This is a genomic window from Gemmatimonas sp. (genome assembly GCF_027531815.1).
Taxonomy (GTDB): domain Bacteria; phylum Gemmatimonadota; class Gemmatimonadetes; order Gemmatimonadales; family Gemmatimonadaceae; genus Gemmatimonas.
On sequence record NZ_JAPZSK010000008.1, the window covers coordinates 49586 to 64585 of the forward strand.

Annotated in this window: 13 protein-coding genes and 5 tRNA genes; 11 read left to right on the forward strand and 7 right to left on the reverse strand. The window is 64.7% G+C overall.

What is annotated here, in order from left to right; genetic code table 11:
* The first annotated feature begins 87 nt into the window (after positions 1 to 87).
* Positions 88 to 318 (forward strand): hypothetical protein, encoded by a 231-nt coding sequence (locus O9271_RS11635; RefSeq protein ID WP_298269751.1) that lies wholly within the window; start codon positions 88 to 90, stop codon positions 316 to 318.
* 42 nt (positions 319 to 360) lie between these two features.
* On the opposite strand, the gene O9271_RS11640 is transcribed toward O9271_RS11635, so the two are convergent.
* A complete protein-coding gene (locus O9271_RS11640) occupies positions 361 to 567 on the reverse strand; it encodes a hypothetical protein (RefSeq protein ID WP_298269754.1) in 207 nt (68 codons plus the stop codon).
* 140 nt (positions 568 to 707) lie between these two features.
* Here O9271_RS11640 and O9271_RS11645 point away from each other — a divergent pair, with 140 nt between their 5' ends.
* The 3 genes from O9271_RS11645 (at position 708) to O9271_RS11655 (ending at position 3556) form a co-directional block, all read left to right on the forward strand.
* Positions 708 to 1268, forward strand: a complete 561-nt coding sequence (locus O9271_RS11645; protein WP_298269757.1) for a hypothetical protein — start codon at positions 708 to 710, stop codon at positions 1266 to 1268.
* Positions 1269 to 1359: 91 nt separating this feature from the next.
* Positions 1360 to 1713 carry a hypothetical protein gene (locus O9271_RS11650; RefSeq protein WP_298269760.1) on the forward strand — a complete coding sequence of 118 codons (354 nt, stop codon included), beginning with the start codon at positions 1360 to 1362 and terminating at the stop codon, positions 1711 to 1713.
* Complete coding sequence (locus O9271_RS11655) at positions 1706 to 3556, forward strand: DUF3631 domain-containing protein (protein ID WP_298269763.1); 1851 nt, start codon at positions 1706 to 1708, stop codon at positions 3554 to 3556. The genes O9271_RS11650 and O9271_RS11655 overlap by 8 nt, the downstream gene beginning before the upstream one ends.
* Before the next feature lie 1576 nt (positions 3557 to 5132).
* Here O9271_RS11655 and O9271_RS11660 read toward each other — a convergent pair.
* The 6 genes from O9271_RS11660 to O9271_RS11685 form a co-directional block, all read right to left on the reverse strand.
* Positions 5133 to 6245, reverse strand: a complete 1113-nt coding sequence (locus O9271_RS11660) for a type I restriction endonuclease (protein ID WP_298269766.1) — start codon at positions 6243 to 6245, stop codon at positions 5133 to 5135.
* Between the two features lie 255 nt (positions 6246 to 6500).
* Positions 6501 to 6574, reverse strand: a tRNA-Pro gene (locus O9271_RS11665).
* Positions 6575 to 6608: 34 nt separating this feature from the next.
* Positions 6609 to 6682, reverse strand: a tRNA-Arg gene (locus O9271_RS11670).
* Between the two features lie 142 nt (positions 6683 to 6824).
* Positions 6825 to 6898 (reverse strand) — tRNA-Val (locus O9271_RS11675).
* Between the two features lie 18 nt (positions 6899 to 6916).
* A tRNA-Gly gene (locus O9271_RS11680) sits at positions 6917 to 6989 on the reverse strand.
* A 92-nt stretch (positions 6990 to 7081) separates the two neighbouring features.
* Positions 7082 to 7154, reverse strand: a tRNA-Ala gene (locus O9271_RS11685).
* Positions 7155 to 7467: 313 nt separating this feature from the next.
* Between O9271_RS11685 and O9271_RS11690 the strand changes: the two genes are divergently transcribed.
* The 7 genes from O9271_RS11690 (at position 7468) to atpD (ending at position 14999) form a co-directional block, all read left to right on the forward strand.
* Positions 7468 to 8355 (forward strand): RNA polymerase sigma factor RpoD/SigA, encoded by an 888-nt coding sequence (locus O9271_RS11690; protein ID WP_291263425.1) that lies wholly within the window; start codon positions 7468 to 7470, stop codon positions 8353 to 8355.
* Between the two features lie 152 nt (positions 8356 to 8507).
* Complete coding sequence (locus tag O9271_RS11695; protein ID WP_298269769.1) at positions 8508 to 9311, forward strand: ABC transporter ATP-binding protein; 804 nt, start codon at positions 8508 to 8510, stop codon at positions 9309 to 9311.
* The gene (locus O9271_RS11700; RefSeq protein WP_298269771.1) at positions 9311 to 9919 is read left to right on the forward strand and encodes an NUDIX hydrolase; all 609 of its coding nucleotides are present in this window, start codon (positions 9311 to 9313) and stop codon (positions 9917 to 9919) included. Before O9271_RS11695 ends, O9271_RS11700 begins: the two co-directional genes overlap by 1 nt.
* Positions 9920 to 9927: 8 nt before the next feature.
* Entirely contained in the window at positions 9928 to 10755 is an 828-nt protein-coding gene (locus O9271_RS11705) for a helix-turn-helix domain-containing protein (protein ID WP_298269773.1), read from the forward strand.
* A 288-nt stretch (positions 10756 to 11043) separates the two neighbouring features.
* Positions 11044 to 12615 carry a F0F1 ATP synthase subunit alpha gene (atpA, locus tag O9271_RS11710; protein ID WP_298269775.1) on the forward strand — a complete coding sequence of 524 codons (1572 nt, stop codon included), beginning with the start codon at positions 11044 to 11046 and terminating at the stop codon, positions 12613 to 12615.
* A 54-nt stretch (positions 12616 to 12669) separates the two neighbouring features.
* The gene (gene atpG, locus O9271_RS11715) at positions 12670 to 13542 is read left to right on the forward strand and encodes an ATP synthase F1 subunit gamma (RefSeq protein ID WP_298269778.1); all 873 of its coding nucleotides are present in this window, start codon (positions 12670 to 12672) and stop codon (positions 13540 to 13542) included.
* Positions 13543 to 13568: 26 nt separating this feature from the next.
* Positions 13569 to 14999: a F0F1 ATP synthase subunit beta gene (atpD, locus tag O9271_RS11720; RefSeq protein ID WP_298269781.1), complete on the forward strand. Its 1431-nt coding sequence runs from the start codon at positions 13569 to 13571 to the stop codon at positions 14997 to 14999.
* Position 15000 lies beyond the last annotated feature (1 nt).

The following is a 15000-nucleotide window of genomic DNA, read 5'->3' on the forward strand; positions in this document are numbered from 1 at the left end:
ATTACGTTTCAATTAAGACTCTTGACAAAAGCTCCTCTCATCGAACGTCCCTCTTGCTGTACGGAAATCGGGCAGTATACTACGTGTATGGCAACGGAGCATATCGCGCCACCGGCACCGGCTCTGCTCACCCGGCGACAGGTCGCCGAAGCCGCTGGAGTCACCTCGCAACATCTCGCCAATCTGGCGGTGCTCGGTCGGGGCCCGGTCATTACGTATGTCGAGAACCGCCCCCGCTACGCCCTGGATGAGGTGAACGCGTGGCTTGCCGCCCGTCGCGTGTCGCGGCGGCGCCGTGCGGAACTGGTAGCCGGGTAACCGTCCATCGCCCTCCCGTGTTGGGCGGCGCCGTATTCGCGCCTAGACGAAGCTAGGTACGCGCAATTCGCTGGCTGCGCGCGCTCCTAGGCTATCGCAGACGGTCAACGACACCGCGCACTCGCGCGCGCGTTCATCGTGCTGCACATGAACGACGACCTTCCCGCCGTTGGGCAGGGCAATTTCCTGCTCAAGAAACCAGCTCGCATCATCGTTGATGCCGCTGGCGTGTTCGGTGACTTCCAGCACGGGCGCCTCGTTGGTGGAAGGGTGCTAGTGAAACAGACAGTGTCGAAGGTAGGATGCACGTAAGTCGTTGTCAAGCAAGCAGTTAGACGTGTCGCGTTGCCCTTAAGGTGTCGCGCCAGCCAATGGTAGGAGACAACACAGTGAACGACCCCGTCCCGGTCCCGGCTCCGCTGCCGGAGGATGCGCGCGCACATACGGTGCTGGACCTCGTGTGCGACGGCGCCAGTGTGCGTGATGCGTGTGTGCGTGTCGGGTTGCCGCGTACGACGCTCTACCGGCTGCTCGACACCGACGCCGCACTACGCGAGCGGTACGCCCTGGCGTTGCAGCTGCGCGCACATGCTTGCGCTGATCTTATTGAGGACATCGCTAGCGGGCGCGAGAGCGCCGACGCCACCGCGCGCGCCGTGCTGAATGCCATCGCCGACGTGGACCCCGCGAAGGTGGAGAAGGTCGCGCGCGCCGTGCTGCGCGAGAGTGTCCAGCGCGACCGATTACGCATGGACGCGGCCCGCTGGATCGCCGCCCGGATGTACGCCGGACAGTACGCCGCCGACGCGGCGCCAAGCGCCAAGGTACCCGCCGCGCACCGGGTACACATCACCTTCGAGCCGCCACCGCCCCACGTCGCCGCGCGACTCGGCGCGGGCGGTTCTACTCACGACATCCCGGAGGCTGACTTTGAGACGATAGAGCAATAGACCGCCGCAGGATCACGAAGGACCCCGCAGCACCACAACCGAAGGTATGCCCCGCGTGATACGCGGGGGAACCGTTCTCAATGAGGCATTAATGACACAGCGTTACCTCTACTCCTTCCCGGAGCTTGCCCTACTCGGCCTGCTCGACTTCGCCACTGACCGACAGTTGCAGGACCTTGCGAGTTTGGCGGAGATATCTGAGCCGTTGCGCCGCCAGATTTGCGCCGCCGCCGCGCGCCGTGCCCGTTATCCCGATGACTGGGAGATGTACGACCACGCGCATCTCTCGCACGAAGTGACCGGCGACAACTTCGAACGCCTGACACCGGAACGCCGCATGTGGCTACGTGCCGAGTTGGCGCGTGGCGACTACCGCGAACGGCTCCGGGAGCAAGCGACCCAACGCGAAGAAGCGCAGCGCACCGGAGGGGCGAACCATGAGTAACGGCACCCTCGTGGCCGAGTACCCGTACCGTGCAGCAGATGGCACTGTTCTCGCGACGAAGCAGCGATACGCGCCGAAGGATTTCCGGTGGACGATCCCCCTCCCCACAGGGGGCACCGCGTCGGGGCTGAACGGCTTGAAGCAATCCGACCTGCCGCTATTCCGGCTCCCGGAGTTACTCGCCGCTCCGCTGGACACGCCGGTCCTTCTAGTGGAAGGCGAGAAGGACGCCTTGACGCTGGCGGGTCTTGGGTTCGTTGCCACGACACTACCGGAAGGGGCTGGCGTGAAACACATCCCGCTCGCTCGCCTGGAGGTGCTCCGGCATCGGCGCGTGTACATCTTCGCCGACAATGACGCCGCCGGGCGCGCGTTTCGGGATCGGCTAGCGGAAGCCCTGGGCACCGTGGTTTCGTGGCTCTACGCGCCGGACCTGCCCGACCTACCGCCGAAGGGGGACGTGACCGATTGGGTCAACGCAGGGGGCACCGCTGACGAACTGTGCGCGATTATGGACGCTGCCGCCCCGTGCGGCGGCAATGGCGAGGATACCCCCGACCCAATCCCGGACGGGGCGCAGCTGGCCGATGAAGTCATGGCCGCGATTCGGCGGTTCGTAGTCATGAGCGACCACGCAATCTGCGCTTCGGCGCTGTGGTGCCTGCATACGTGGGCGTTTGAGGCCAGCGAGAACTACACGCCGTACCTCGCCATCTCATCGCCGGAGCCGGGTTGCGGGAAAACCACGGTCATTGACGTACTCGCGACCCTGGCGGCTGATCCGAAGCGGGCAGACTCCGCAACCCCTGCGGCCATCTATCGCATGGTGGACCGTGGGCGCGGCGCGGGGAAGCCTGACGGGCGCCCGCCAACGCTGTTTCTCGACGAACTAGACACGGTGTTTAGAGGCGCCGCTGCGCGGAGCGAACGCGCCGAAGCCTTGCGCGGAGTGCTCAATTCGGGCTTCAAGCGGGACGGTATCTTCACGATCTGCCAGGGCGACGACCACGAGGTCCGCGATTACCACACATGGTGTCCGAAGCTGTTGGCCGGAATCGGGGAGTTGCCCCCGACCGTCGCTGAACGCTCGATCCCTCTCCGTCTGTCGAAAGCGACCGACGAAGAACGGGTGCACATCGAATCCGCCCGCTCGCGCACCCTAGCGCAGCTGGAGCCAATAAAGCGCAAACTGGCCGCATGGGCGCAGGATGCGACTCCCCGACTCAAGGCCAGACCTGAGCCCTTCGCGGGGCTGAGCGCCCGTCAGGACGACATTTGGGGTCCGTTGTTGAATATCGCAGACGACTGCGGGGGCGCATGGCCGCAGCGCGCGCGCGAAGCCGCCCGGGTGCTGCATGCGAAGACCGGAAACAGCATGGACAGCGTGGCGCCGACTGTGGCGCTACTGTCAGACCTACGCGACATCTTCGCCGAAGATCGGGCGACGTTCATTCCTTCCGCTCGCCTTGCGGAACTCCTGCGACTTATGGAGGATCGCCCGTGGCCAGAATACACACGCGGCGGGCCGATTTCCCCGCGCGGAATTGCCGTATTGCTCGGTGTCTACGGCATTCACCCTCGCGTGAGTACAACGCTCATGGCGGATGGGAGGCGGGGGCGGGGGTACTATCTGGACGACTGCCGCGAGGCGTTCCGGCGCTACCTGCCACCCCCTGACGGTGAAACCGTTCATCCGTTCATCGGGGGCACTCCCCCCTATGAAAACGCCGTGAACACTTTGACGAACGGAACGCCATCGAGACCTGTTCGCGAACTGACCATAGCGCCCTTCGACGAGGCAGCAGTGCCGCTCGCCGCAGCGGGCTACCCTGCTGACTGGTGACACCATGAACGAATGAACGGATCGGAACGGATTACCGCAGGTGGACGGCGCATGTTGAATGGCCTCGCGCCGCTCCCGTACTAGTCGCCCGTCGCTCGCGCCGTAGTGCCGCGCCCTTCGCCACGTTGGCGGGGGGCGTTGTGCTTTCTTCCTACGTCGTCACTTTTCGTCCGTAGCGAATCAGCGCGACCGGGATTGGCTCGGTAAGTGGGGGCTAGCGTCGCTGGCGTATCTCGTCTGCGAGCCAATTCATGCACGCAAGCCCTACAGAGACAATGATCGCCATGATGGCGGTAAGGGCGAGGAAGGCCGCGATATACGGTCGATCCAAGTACAGCGCCACGCCGGTTCCGACCCATGCGCCGCCAGCAAGTAGCAATGCCCCCGCCTGGTCCATTCCCGCCTCGCAATGGTTGTGGGTGAATTGACGCCACCTGAATGGAGGCGCACGCGAACCCTACGATGCGCCTCGACAGGGGGAGGCGGCAAGCCATGCCGCCCGCGTCATCCCGTTGTCAGCTATCGTCGCTCGTCGGCCTCCGTCGTGGGCGCGCGCACTCCCGCCGAATCTTCATCAGGACCGCCCGTGTCTGCTCGGCATCTTCGCGGGCCGTTCGAATTGTCGTGCGCTGTAGCTCATCCGACACTACGCCGTTGAGGAACAGTATGCGGTCGATGAGCCATGAACGCACAACTAGCAGCGCGAAACCGCCCGCCACGGCTACCAGCATCGACTGGCTCAGTACAACCGCCACGAGGTACAGGACGAGGGCTGCACCGCTATGTACTGTGCGCCCCTTCGTGAAATTGCTTAGCTCGGCCTCGGTATCGACTGACTGCACTTTACCCTCCATTGTGTGCCTAACGCAAACGCGAACGGACCACCAGCCACCGCACTACCCCCGAGCGTATCCCCACGACCACACGAGTGCCGCAAGGATGACCGCTGCGTTACTGCCTGGCGTTGACGACTCCGCGACCGTCGAAAACCTACGGTTGAGGTCTCTCTCAGAATCCGTCTCTGACGACAGAGAACGCGTCTCGAGTAGCGCGAACGGGCTACCCTCTGCCATCGAGGCGAGAAAGCCGCCGAGCAGCCAGTACGCAAGCATTCCGCCTGTCTGAGCCGTGATGCTGATGAGCGCGACCCCGATTACTCGAATCACGATATGCTCGCCTTCCATCTCAGCCCGCAGCGTATAGGCTACGACGAGCGCCGGAGCGAACTGCGCCACAAGGCTCCAACCGCCTTGCCAGTAGCGCCGCACGCGCCCCGACAATGATCCAGACGACATAGGCAACCCATTGAAAGAAGGACCGCCGATATTCGCCCCCGGTTGGATCCTTCGCAACACGCTAGCCGCGCGGCGGGAGTGCGAAGCAGGACTAGAGATGCGTCCGACGGCACCACTACGCACGCGAACATCCACCACTACCGCCCGTCATCGAGGCCCGCCGTGTTCAATCCGGCGCCCTTGAACGAGAAAGCACCCCACACGAAGTGGGGCGCGCCCGAGCATCGGCTAGGGCTTCATCTCTGGTACAATCACCACAAGAAGGGGAGCGATTTGGGCAGTTACCCATCCGCCTTGCCCTGAGGCCCGACGTAAGACTCTACCACAGCGAGGATGTCATCGGCGTGTGTGTAGATGTCGTCAACGGAATCGATCGCGACCACCTTCTCTTCCTTCGACCCGTTGAACAGGCCGATGCGGAGCTTCTCAGGATTGTTGAAGCGCAGGCGGCAGATAGGCCTACGGTTGTTGTCATCGAGGAAGATGGCGCAGTAGCTCTGTGCGTCACGCATCACGACCCGCTTCGCCGGGACAAGTGAACGCAAGATCGCACGGACGGTATAGAAACCCTCCAGCTCTTCCTGGGTCGTCGTAACTGACGACTCGCTGACGGGGATGTCGCCGTTCCCAATTACTTGCGACAGTTCAGGCTGTTGCGGCACTTCAATGCGCGGAGGCTCAGGGGCCATCGCTCCCTTGAGTCGCTCATTGATCTTCTCTGAGACAAGCTGCTCAAAAGCGCGCCTCGTGACAGCCGTGAACTGATCGCGAATCGCCGGTGTGAAGCGGCGGCCTCCAACAAGCTCGGCGGAAGCGAGGCGAACGAAGTCCTCGCTTGGCGACACCATCCACTCGGCAAGCTTATTCTGAATCGCGCGCGTGTACTTCAGCTCATTTGCCGTCGTTAGAATCTGTTCAACGTCGAATGCGGCTTTCGCGAACTTCCTCAGTTCTTCGACATCGCGTTCCTTGAAGTCCAGAATGCTGAACTCAAAGAACGGTGTATCATCCATCTTGTTCGGCTGCTCAAGATCGGTGAAGAATTTGTACGTGAGTCCGTTTGTCAGAACCCCGAACCGCGCTGCGGTGACGTGGAAATAGCGAAACAACTGCCCTGCGTTGTTCACGCTGAGTTCCGCTCCCGCTTTCTTGCACTCAAAGAGCATCACCGGCTTTCCATCCCGAAGAATGGCATAGTCAACCTTTTCTCCCTTCTTCGTTCCGATGTCCGCCACAAGCTCTGGGGTGACCTCGGTAGGGTCGAAAACGTTGTAGCCAAGGATCTGGATAAACGGCATGATCATGGCCGTCTTGGTGGCCTCTTCCGTCTGCACCATCGAGCGGGTGGTCGTAATGCGACTGGCGAGGAGCCGAAGCTGATCAATGAAGTCCATGAATTCGGAAATAGGAGAAGGTGAGCGCCTTGCGTTTCGTGTACAGCGAGACCGGCGATACTCGGTCCGGTTCCAATATGCCGACTAGGCCGACAGTTCGTTCGTCCCACATGGTTACGGCGGGCGGTGATTCAGGTGCCACTACGCGCGCGGATGTGTCCCCATCGTGTACAGCGGCCAAAATTCGGCTAGGGGCCCGGGATAGCAAAAGCCCGCCAGCGACGTAAGTCGTTGACGGGCTTCTATCTATCTCAGTCGGGGCGACTGGATTTGAACCAGCGACCTCCTGCTCCCGAAGCAGGCGCTCTACCGGGCTAAGCTACGCCCCGTGCGATACTGCGGTGCACCTACTCAACCCACCAACGCGCCTGGAAGGACTCGAACCTCCAACCTTCTGATCCGTAGTCAGATGCTCTATCCAATTGAGCTACAGGCGCAACGGACCACCACGCACACCGCGGTACCACACTGCTTACTCCCCCCGTGCCCGAAGGCAGAGGACTCGCAACCTACCGGGTCGGTCGTCGCGTCGCCACTGCCCGCGCTCCCGTCCCGCTTCCAGCGGTACTGCTTCCTGCATGGGTCGTACAAGACTCGAACTTGTGACCTCCACGATGTCAACGTGGCGCTCTAACCAACTGAGCTAACGACCCTCGACATCGGACCAACAGAGCGGGAAACGGGACTCGAACCCGCGACCCCAACCTTGGCAAGGTTGTGCTCTACCAACTGAGCTATTCCCGCATGAAACCCGAACCGCGCCAGCAATGGCCGCCGCTGGGGTGCCCTGTTTCACCGTTCGCCGCCACGAGGGGCCACCTGGGTGAACCGGGGCATGGAGCCGAGGGGAATCGAACCCCTGACCTCTTGAATGCCATTCAAGCGCTCTCCCAACTGAGCTACGGCCCCGGACCCCGAGACGGGGTGCTGCGGCAGCCCAACGCGCCGCGCAGCAAGGTCTCAGGAACCGCGCAGTCTAGTCAGGTGTATGTCTGTCGTCAAGCAGACTCCCAGAATTCACACTGGCGCTTCCCCTGCGGTGTCGTATCTTGCATGGCTACCCCCGCTTCGCATCCGGCCGCGGTCACCACGCGGGCCTTTCACGAGGGGGGCGCGTGCCGGCGCCGCTGCCTGGCCAGCCGAATCGCCCGTTCCACCACACGCCTGTTTCTCTGTTTCCCCAGCAGGGATGATGTCTCATCCCGAGGTCGCATAGCACATCATGACCGAAGTCAAGCGGAAGCGCCGTCGTGCGGCCCCCGCGGGCATTGCGCCCAGCGAGCCGGAGCGCGACATCCTCGACCAGTACCTCTACGAAGTCTCGACCTACCCGCTGCTCAAGGCCGCGGAAGAAATCGACCTCGCCAAGAAGATCCGGGCTGGTGACCAGGACGCGCTGCAGGAACTTGTCAAGCGCAATCTCCGCTTCGTCATTTCCGTGGCCAAGAAGTATCAGAACCGCGGCCTGCCGCTCATCGATCTCATCGGCGAGGGCAACGTCGGGCTGCTCACCGCGGCGCGGAAGTTCGATCCCGATCAGGGCGTCAAGTTCATCTCGTACGCCGTGTGGTGGATTCGTCAGGCCATTCTCTCGTCGCTCGCCCGTCAGGGGCGCACCGTGCGCGTGCCGCTCAACCGCACCGCCGACCTCTCGCGCATCATCAAGGCGTCGGAAATCCTCCGCCAGAAGCTGCGTCGTGAGCCCTCGCCCGAGGAACTCGCGCAGGTCACCGGTCTCTCGGTCGATGTCGTGCAGTCGCTCGCGGCGCTCAACACCGGCGACGTGCGCCTCGACGCGCCCATGGATCCCGATGGCGATCGCTCGCTCATCGAGCGGTTCGTAGCCGACGAGATGCCCGACACGGAAGAGGAGGCGATGAATCGCTTCCTCACCGACGAAATCGAGCAGGCGCTCTCCACGCTCCCCCCGCGCGACGCCAAGGTGCTGCGGCTCTACTTCGGCCTCGAGGGCGGGCGTGAGCACACGCTCGAGGAAATCGGCTCCATGCTGGGCGTCACCCGCGAGCGGGTCCGCCAGTTGCGCGACCGTGCCCTCAAGCGGTTGCGTGAGGGCGATGTGGGCCGCGCGCTGGGGTCGTTCGCGGCGTAAGCGTACCGGCGGCCGCTCGGCGGCCACCCACAACACGGAACCCGAACTCAGTGCCCGGAACCGATCAGCTCCGGGTCTTGGGTTCGGGTTTTGAGTGTGCGGAGCTGCCGGAACTAGCCACATTCCGCGAACGGTGTCATCTTTGTGATCCGATGATCGAATTCCGCAACGTCCACAAGGCTTTTGGCCCCAAGAAGGTGCTCCGCGGCTTCTCCCTGACCGTCAAGGAAGGGGAGACCATGGTCATCATCGGCTACTCGGGGACCGGCAAGTCGGTCGCCATCAAGCACATCGTCGGACTGCTCGAGCCCGACGAAGGCGAGGTGTGGGTCGATGGCCTGCGTGTCGACGAACTCTCGCGCAAGGATCTCTACGCGCTGCGCGGGCGCATCGGGTACGTCTTCCAGTTCGCCGCCCTCTTCGACTCCATGAGCATCGGCGAGAACGTGGCGATGGGGCTGCGCAAGCAGGGGGAGCTCTCGGAACAGGAGATCGGCGTGCGTGTCGACGAGGCACTCAACCTCGTCGATCTCCCCGATGTGCAGAACCGCATGCCCGCCGAGCTCTCCGGGGGCATGCGCAAGCGCGTGGGCATTGCGCGCGCGATCGCCCTGCGCCCCAAATACATCCTCTACGACGAACCGACCACCGGCCTCGATCCGGTCACCTCGGCCACCATCGACAAGCTCATGGTGCGCATGCGGGAGCAGTTGGGGGTGACGGGCATCGTCATTACGCACGACATGCGCAGCGCCTACACGGTAGGGACGCGCATCGCCATGCTCTACGAGGGCCGGGTGCACGCCGTGGGCACCGTGGACGAGATCCAGCACAGCACGGATCCGCTGGTGCGGCAGTTCGTGGAGGGGCGGGCCACGCTCGACGACCACACGCCGTTGGTGGCGGGGCTCCCGGGGAGTCTCCCGCCGGATGCGCTGACTACACCGCATCGGTAATGGCCACGCCGGCCCGCGATCCGCGCCGCGACCCCGGTCGCGACGGCACCGACCCGTCATCCTCCGCCACGGGGGGCGACGCGCAAGGGCGCCGGCGTCTGCGCGCCAGGCTCGAGACGTCGGCCGGCGGGGTGGTGTACCGCGTGCACGAGGGCGAGCCGCTCTTTCTGCTCATTCGCGACAGCTACAAGAACTGGGGATTTCCCAAGGGGCATCTCGAGACCGACGAGGCACCCGACGCGGCCGCGTTGCGCGAAGTGCGCGAGGAAACGGGGCTCGACGACGTGATGCTCGACGGACAGATCGACACGATCGACTGGTTCTTCCGCTTCCGCGGCAAGCTGGTGCACAAGGTCTGCCACTTCTTTCTCATGCGCACCGAGGCCGAGAGCACCACCCCACAGCGCGCCGAGGGGATCACGGCCTGCAAGTGGGCGCGCTTCGACGAGGCGACGCAGCTGGTGAGCTACGCGAATGCGCGCGACGTGCTGTTGCGCGCCAACGCCATGGTGCAGGGAATCGACGTGAACGTTGATCCTGCCGGAGCGCCGCGGCGTCCCACCCCGCCGGCCTCCATGCAGGCCGTGGTGGGCGACCAGACCGCCTGACGTCACGCATGCCCCCGGCTTCGCGTGCCGCCGACGCGTCGGCGCCCTTGCTGTGTGTCGTCGCGCTCTGCAAGCGTGATCGGGCGCGGCAGCTCGTACGCACGGCGTTTCCGCGACGGCGCGCGCACGTGGTGTCGGCCAAGAGTGCGACCGATGTGGAATCGCACCTGGTGCGGGAGCTGGTGGACGCCGTCATCATCGACGCGGGAGCGGGCGACGACGCGCAGCGGCTCATTGCGCGTGCCGATGAATTCCAGAGCGTCCCCTTCGTGTTGGTGACCACGCTGCTTCCCGCCGATGCGCCGCTGCTGGCGCGGGCCGCCGATGCCGGTATCTGCGAGGTACTCATCGAAGGCGTCGATGAAGGGGCCGCCCGCGAACTGGTCACGCGTCGCGCCTTCTCCGTGCGCTTCGAGCGGGCGTTGGCTGTCCCGCCGCCGGTGCTGCACCTCGAGACGCCGCTGCAGCTGGCGGTGTGGCACAGCGTGGTGCGACGCGCCGGCCGTCCGGTGCGCACGGACCAGTTGGCGAAGGAGATCGGCGTCTCCCGCGAACATCTCTCGCGCAGCTTCGCGGCAGGGCAGGCGCCCACCCTCAAGAAGATCATCGACCTGGTGCGGGTGCTGGCGGCGGCCGAGCTGTCGAAAAACGCGGGCCATGATGTGCGCGATGTGGCGGAGGTGCTGGGCTTTGCCAGCTCCTCGCATCTGAGCAGCACGACACAGCGGCTGGTCGGGGCTCGTGCTTCCAGCCTCAGTCGCCTGCGGGCGATGGACCTGCTCGAGCGGTTCTCGCGCTATGCCGCACTGCCCGACGAGGAGTCGCAGCCGGCGTAAAGATCGGCCGGACGGGCGGTCCGCGGGGCGGGGTCGGGCGTTGCCCCAACCGCGGTGTGCCGTACCCCACCCTCGACCGCGGTCCCCCGAAGCCGTCCCGGAATGGACGCGCTCTCGAACAATGCCGAGCGGTCGCGGGTTGCTCTCCCTCCCCGCTTGTGATAATTTTCACAAGCTATACCCGAATCGCTCCCGCAGCGGTTGTCCGAAGCGGCATCCAAATTCGCATCGCACGCGGTTCGTCCGCGTTCTTCCGCGCGTTTCCACAGCAATTACACGCCTCGCATCATGGCCACCCAGACCGCCCTGCGTCCCGGCGAAATCAAGGACATCCTCCTCCGGGAGATCGAAGCCGCCGACCTCGCCGATCTCAACGTCGAGGAAGTCGGTAGCGTCCTCGAAGTGAAGGACGGCATCGCCCGCATCTACGGCCTCGGCAAGTGCATGGCCGGCGAGATGCTCGAGTTCACGTCGTCGGAGACCAAGCAGGTCATCACCGGCATGGCGCTGAACCTCGAAGAGGACAACATCGGCGCCGTCATCCTGGGTGACTATCTCCAGCTCAAGGAAGGCGACGAAGTCCGCCGCACCGCGCGCGTGCTCGAAGTGCCCGTTGGCCCCGAGCTCATTGGTCGCGTCGTCGATCCCCTGGGCCGTCCCATCGACGGGCTCGGCGAGATCCGCGCCACCCACTTCCGCAAGGTCGAGTCGCCGGCGCCCGGCATCATCGTGCGCCAGCCCGTGAAGGAGCCGCTGCAGACCGGCATCAAGGCCATCGACAGCATGATTCCGATCGGCCGTGGCCAGCGCGAGCTCATCATCGGCGACCGGTCGACCGGCAAGACCGCCGTTGCGATCGACACGATCATCAACCAGAAGGGGCAGGGCGTCATCTGCGTGTACGTCGCCATCGGCCAGAAGGCGTCCACCATTGCCTCCGTGGTCGAGAAGCTGCGCCAGTCCGGCGCGCTCGAGTACACCATCATCGTCGCCGCCTCGGCCTCCGATCCGGCGCCGATGCTCTACATCGCGCCCTACTCGGGCTGCTCGATGGCCGAGTACTTCATGTACAACGAGGGCAAGCCCACGTTGTGCGTGTACGACGACCTGTCCAAGCAGGCCGCCGCGTATCGTCAGCTGTCGCTCGTGCTGCGTCGTCCGCCGGGCCGCGAAGCCTACCCCGGCGACGTGTTCTATCTGCACAGCCGCCTGCTCGAGCGCGCCGCGAAGCTGCGCGAAGATGATGCGGTGGTCGACGGCACGAACATCCTCAAGCCGGGCGGGTCGCTGACCGCGCTCCCCATCATCGAAACGCAGGCCGGTGACGTGTCGGCGTACATCCCGACCAACGTCATTTCCATCACCGACGGTCAGATCTTCCTCGAGACCGACCTGTTCAATGCCGGCATCCGCCCGGCCGTGAACGTCGGCATCTCGGTGTCGCGCGTCGGCGGCTCGGCGCAGACGAAGGCCATGAAGAGCGTGGCCGGTCGCCTGCGTCTCGACCTGGCGCAGTTCCGCGAACTCGAAGCCTTCGCGGCCTTCGCGTCGGACCTCGATGCGGCCACGAAGCGGCAGCTGGAGCGCGGAGCGCGCACCGTGGAAATCCTCAAGCAGGGGCAGTACTCGCCGTTGCCCTTCGAGGAGCAGGTCGCGGTCATCTACGCGGTGACCAACGGCTTCCTCGACACCATCGACACCGGCAAGGTGCGGGCGTGGGAGAAGGGCTTCCTCGAGTACCTGCGGGCGCAGTTCCCGCAGATCCTCGACGGCATGCGCAGCAGCAAGGCGCTGGCCAAGGATGCCGAGGCGGAGCTCAAGCGCGCCATCGAGCAGTACACCAAGGGTTTCGCGTCGTGAGTCGTGGGTTCTGAGTTCCACTCCTCATTCACCCACGACCTGACGTAAGCCCTCATGGCAAAAGGCAGAGAACTGAAGGGGCGCATCAAGTCCGTCGAGAACACGCGCAAGATCACGCGCACGATGGAAATGGTGGCTACCTCCAAGATGAAGCGCGCGGCCGATCGCGTGAGTGCCGCGCGGCCGTACGCGCTGGCGCTCGGCGACGTGCTGGCGCACGTGTACACGCCGGAGCTGGCGGAGCAGTTCCCGCTGCTGCGGCGTCCCACGCAGATCCGGCGGGCCGCGCTCGTCGTGCTCACCGCCAATCGTGGACTCTGCGGCGCGTTCAACACCAACCTGCTGCGTGAGTCGCGTGCACGACTGGCGGAGTGGGAAGGACAGGGCGTGTCCGTTGAGCTCCACGTGGTTGGGCGCAAGGGGATCGGCTTCTACAAGTATCTGGGGCGGACGCTCGCCGGGGCGCGCGCGGACATCGGCGATCGGCCCACCTCGGCCGATGCCGCCTCGCTCATCGACGACTTGATGGCGCGCTACGCGGCGGGTGATCTCGACGCGGTGTACATCACCTACGCGAAGTACAAGTCGGCCCTCTCCACGCCGCCGGCCACCGAACAGGTGCTGCCGGTCGTGGCGCCGTCGACCACCGGAGGCGCGACCGTGGCGCGCGAGTTCATCCTCGCCCCCTCGGCCGACGACATTCTCGAAGCGTTGTTGCCGCTTTATGTGCGCAACACCATCTACCGCGCCCTCGTGGAAACGGCGGCCGGTGAGCAGGGCGCCCGTCGAACGGCCATGAAGAACGCCACCGACAACGCCACCGAGATGCTGCAGCTGCTCAAGCGCACGTACAACTCGGCGCGTCAGGCGCAAATCACGCAGGAAATCGCCGAAATCGTCGGCGGTGCATCGGCACTGCAGGGCTGACGTTTCACCATATCCAGTACGCACTCATGGCTATCACTGCCGCGCCGACCGCAGTCGGCAAGATCGTTCAGGTCATCGGTCCCGTCATCGACGTGGCCTTCGAGAACGATCACCTGCCCGAGCTCTACAACGCCGTCACCGTCTCGGCAATCACGCCCGACGGTCAGACCATCAAGGTGACCGCCGAGGTCCAGCAGCACATTGGCCGCAACCAGGTGCGCGCCGTCGCCATGTCGTCGACCGACGGCATCACGCGCGGCATGGACGTGATCGACACCGGCAGCGCCATCACGGTGCCCGTGGGTGCGCCGGCCCTCGGCCGCATCCTCAACGTGCTCGGTGATCCGGTGGACGACGGCGCGCCAATTCCGGCCGATGCCGAGCGGTGGCCGATCCACCGCAAGCGCCCCGACTTCGTCAACCTCGAGCCCAAGACGGAAGTCTTCGAAACGGGCATCAAGGTGGTCGACCTCGTCGCCCCGTTCGTGAAGGGTGGCAAGATCGGTCTCTTCGGCGGCGCCGGCGTGGGCAAGACGGTCATCATTCAGGAACTCATCAACAACGTCGCCAAGGGACACGGCGGCAAGTCCGTGTTCTGCGGCGTGGGTGAGCGCACGCGCGAAGGGAACGACCTCTACCTCGAGTTCCAGGAAGCGGGCATTCTCGACAAGGTCGCGCTGATCTACGGGCAGATGAACGAGCCGCCGGGTGCGCGTCTGCGCGTGGCCCTCGCCGGTCTCACGGTCGCCGAGTACTTCCGCGACATGGAGAACGCCGACGTGCTCGTCTTCGTCGACAACATCTTCCGCTTCACGCAGGCCGGTTCGGAAGTGTCGGCGCTGCTCGGGCGCATGCCCAGCGCCGTGGGGTACCAGCCCACGCTGGCCACGGAAATGGGTGAGCTGCAGGAGCGCATCACCTCCACGCGCAACGGCTCGATCACGTCGGTGCAGGCGATCTACGTGCCCGCCGACGACCTTACCGACCCGGCGCCGGCCACGGCCTTCGCGCACCTCGACGCCACGGTCGTGCTCAACCGCAAGATCACCGAGCTGGGCATCTACCCCGCGGTGGACCCGCTCGACTCGACGTCGCGCATTCTCGATGCGCAGTACGTGGGTGAGCGCCACTACACCGCGGCGACCACCACGCAGCGCATCCTGCAGCGCTACAAGGAGCTGCAGGACATCATTGCCATTCTCGGCATGGACGAGCTCTCGGAAGACGACAAGAAGATCGTCGGCCGGGCCCGTCGCCTGCAGCGCTTCATGTCGCAGCCGTTCGCGGTGGCCGAACAGTTCACTGGTATTCCGGGCAAGTACGTGAAGCTCGAGGAGACGATTTCCAGCTTCGAGCGCATCTGCGCCGGTGAGTTCGACAATCTCCCCGAGCAGGCCTTCTTCATGGCCGGTGGCGTGGAAGACGTGGTGGCCAACGCGAAGAAGCTCCAGGGCTGAT

What these genes read in the sequence shown, in the direction of transcription:
- O9271_RS11635 (WP_298269751.1), top strand. Translation starts at nt 88, where the DNA reads ATGGCAACGGAGCATATCGCGCCACCGGCACCGGCTCTGCTCACCCGG.
- O9271_RS11650 (WP_298269760.1), top strand. Translation starts at nt 1,360, where the DNA reads ATGACACAGCGTTACCTCTACTCCTTCCCGGAGCTTGCCCTACTCGGC.
- O9271_RS11655 (WP_298269763.1), top strand. Translation starts at nt 1,706, where the DNA reads ATGAGTAACGGCACCCTCGTGGCCGAGTACCCGTACCGTGCAGCAGAT.
- O9271_RS11660 (WP_298269766.1), bottom strand. Translation starts at nt 6,245, where the DNA reads ATGGACTTCATTGATCAGCTTCGGCTCCTCGCCAGTCGCATTACGACC.
- O9271_RS11690 (WP_291263425.1), top strand. Translation starts at nt 7,468, where the DNA reads ATGACCGAAGTCAAGCGGAAGCGCCGTCGTGCGGCCCCCGCGGGCATT.
- O9271_RS11695 (WP_298269769.1), top strand. Translation starts at nt 8,508, where the DNA reads ATGATCGAATTCCGCAACGTCCACAAGGCTTTTGGCCCCAAGAAGGTG.
- O9271_RS11700 (WP_298269771.1), top strand. Translation starts at nt 9,311, where the DNA reads ATGGCCACGCCGGCCCGCGATCCGCGCCGCGACCCCGGTCGCGACGGC.
- O9271_RS11705 (WP_298269773.1), top strand. Translation starts at nt 9,928, where the DNA reads ATGCCCCCGGCTTCGCGTGCCGCCGACGCGTCGGCGCCCTTGCTGTGT.
- atpA (WP_298269775.1), top strand. Translation starts at nt 11,044, where the DNA reads ATGGCCACCCAGACCGCCCTGCGTCCCGGCGAAATCAAGGACATCCTC.
- atpG (WP_298269778.1), top strand. Translation starts at nt 12,670, where the DNA reads ATGGCAAAAGGCAGAGAACTGAAGGGGCGCATCAAGTCCGTCGAGAAC.
- atpD (WP_298269781.1), top strand. Translation starts at nt 13,569, where the DNA reads ATGGCTATCACTGCCGCGCCGACCGCAGTCGGCAAGATCGTTCAGGTC.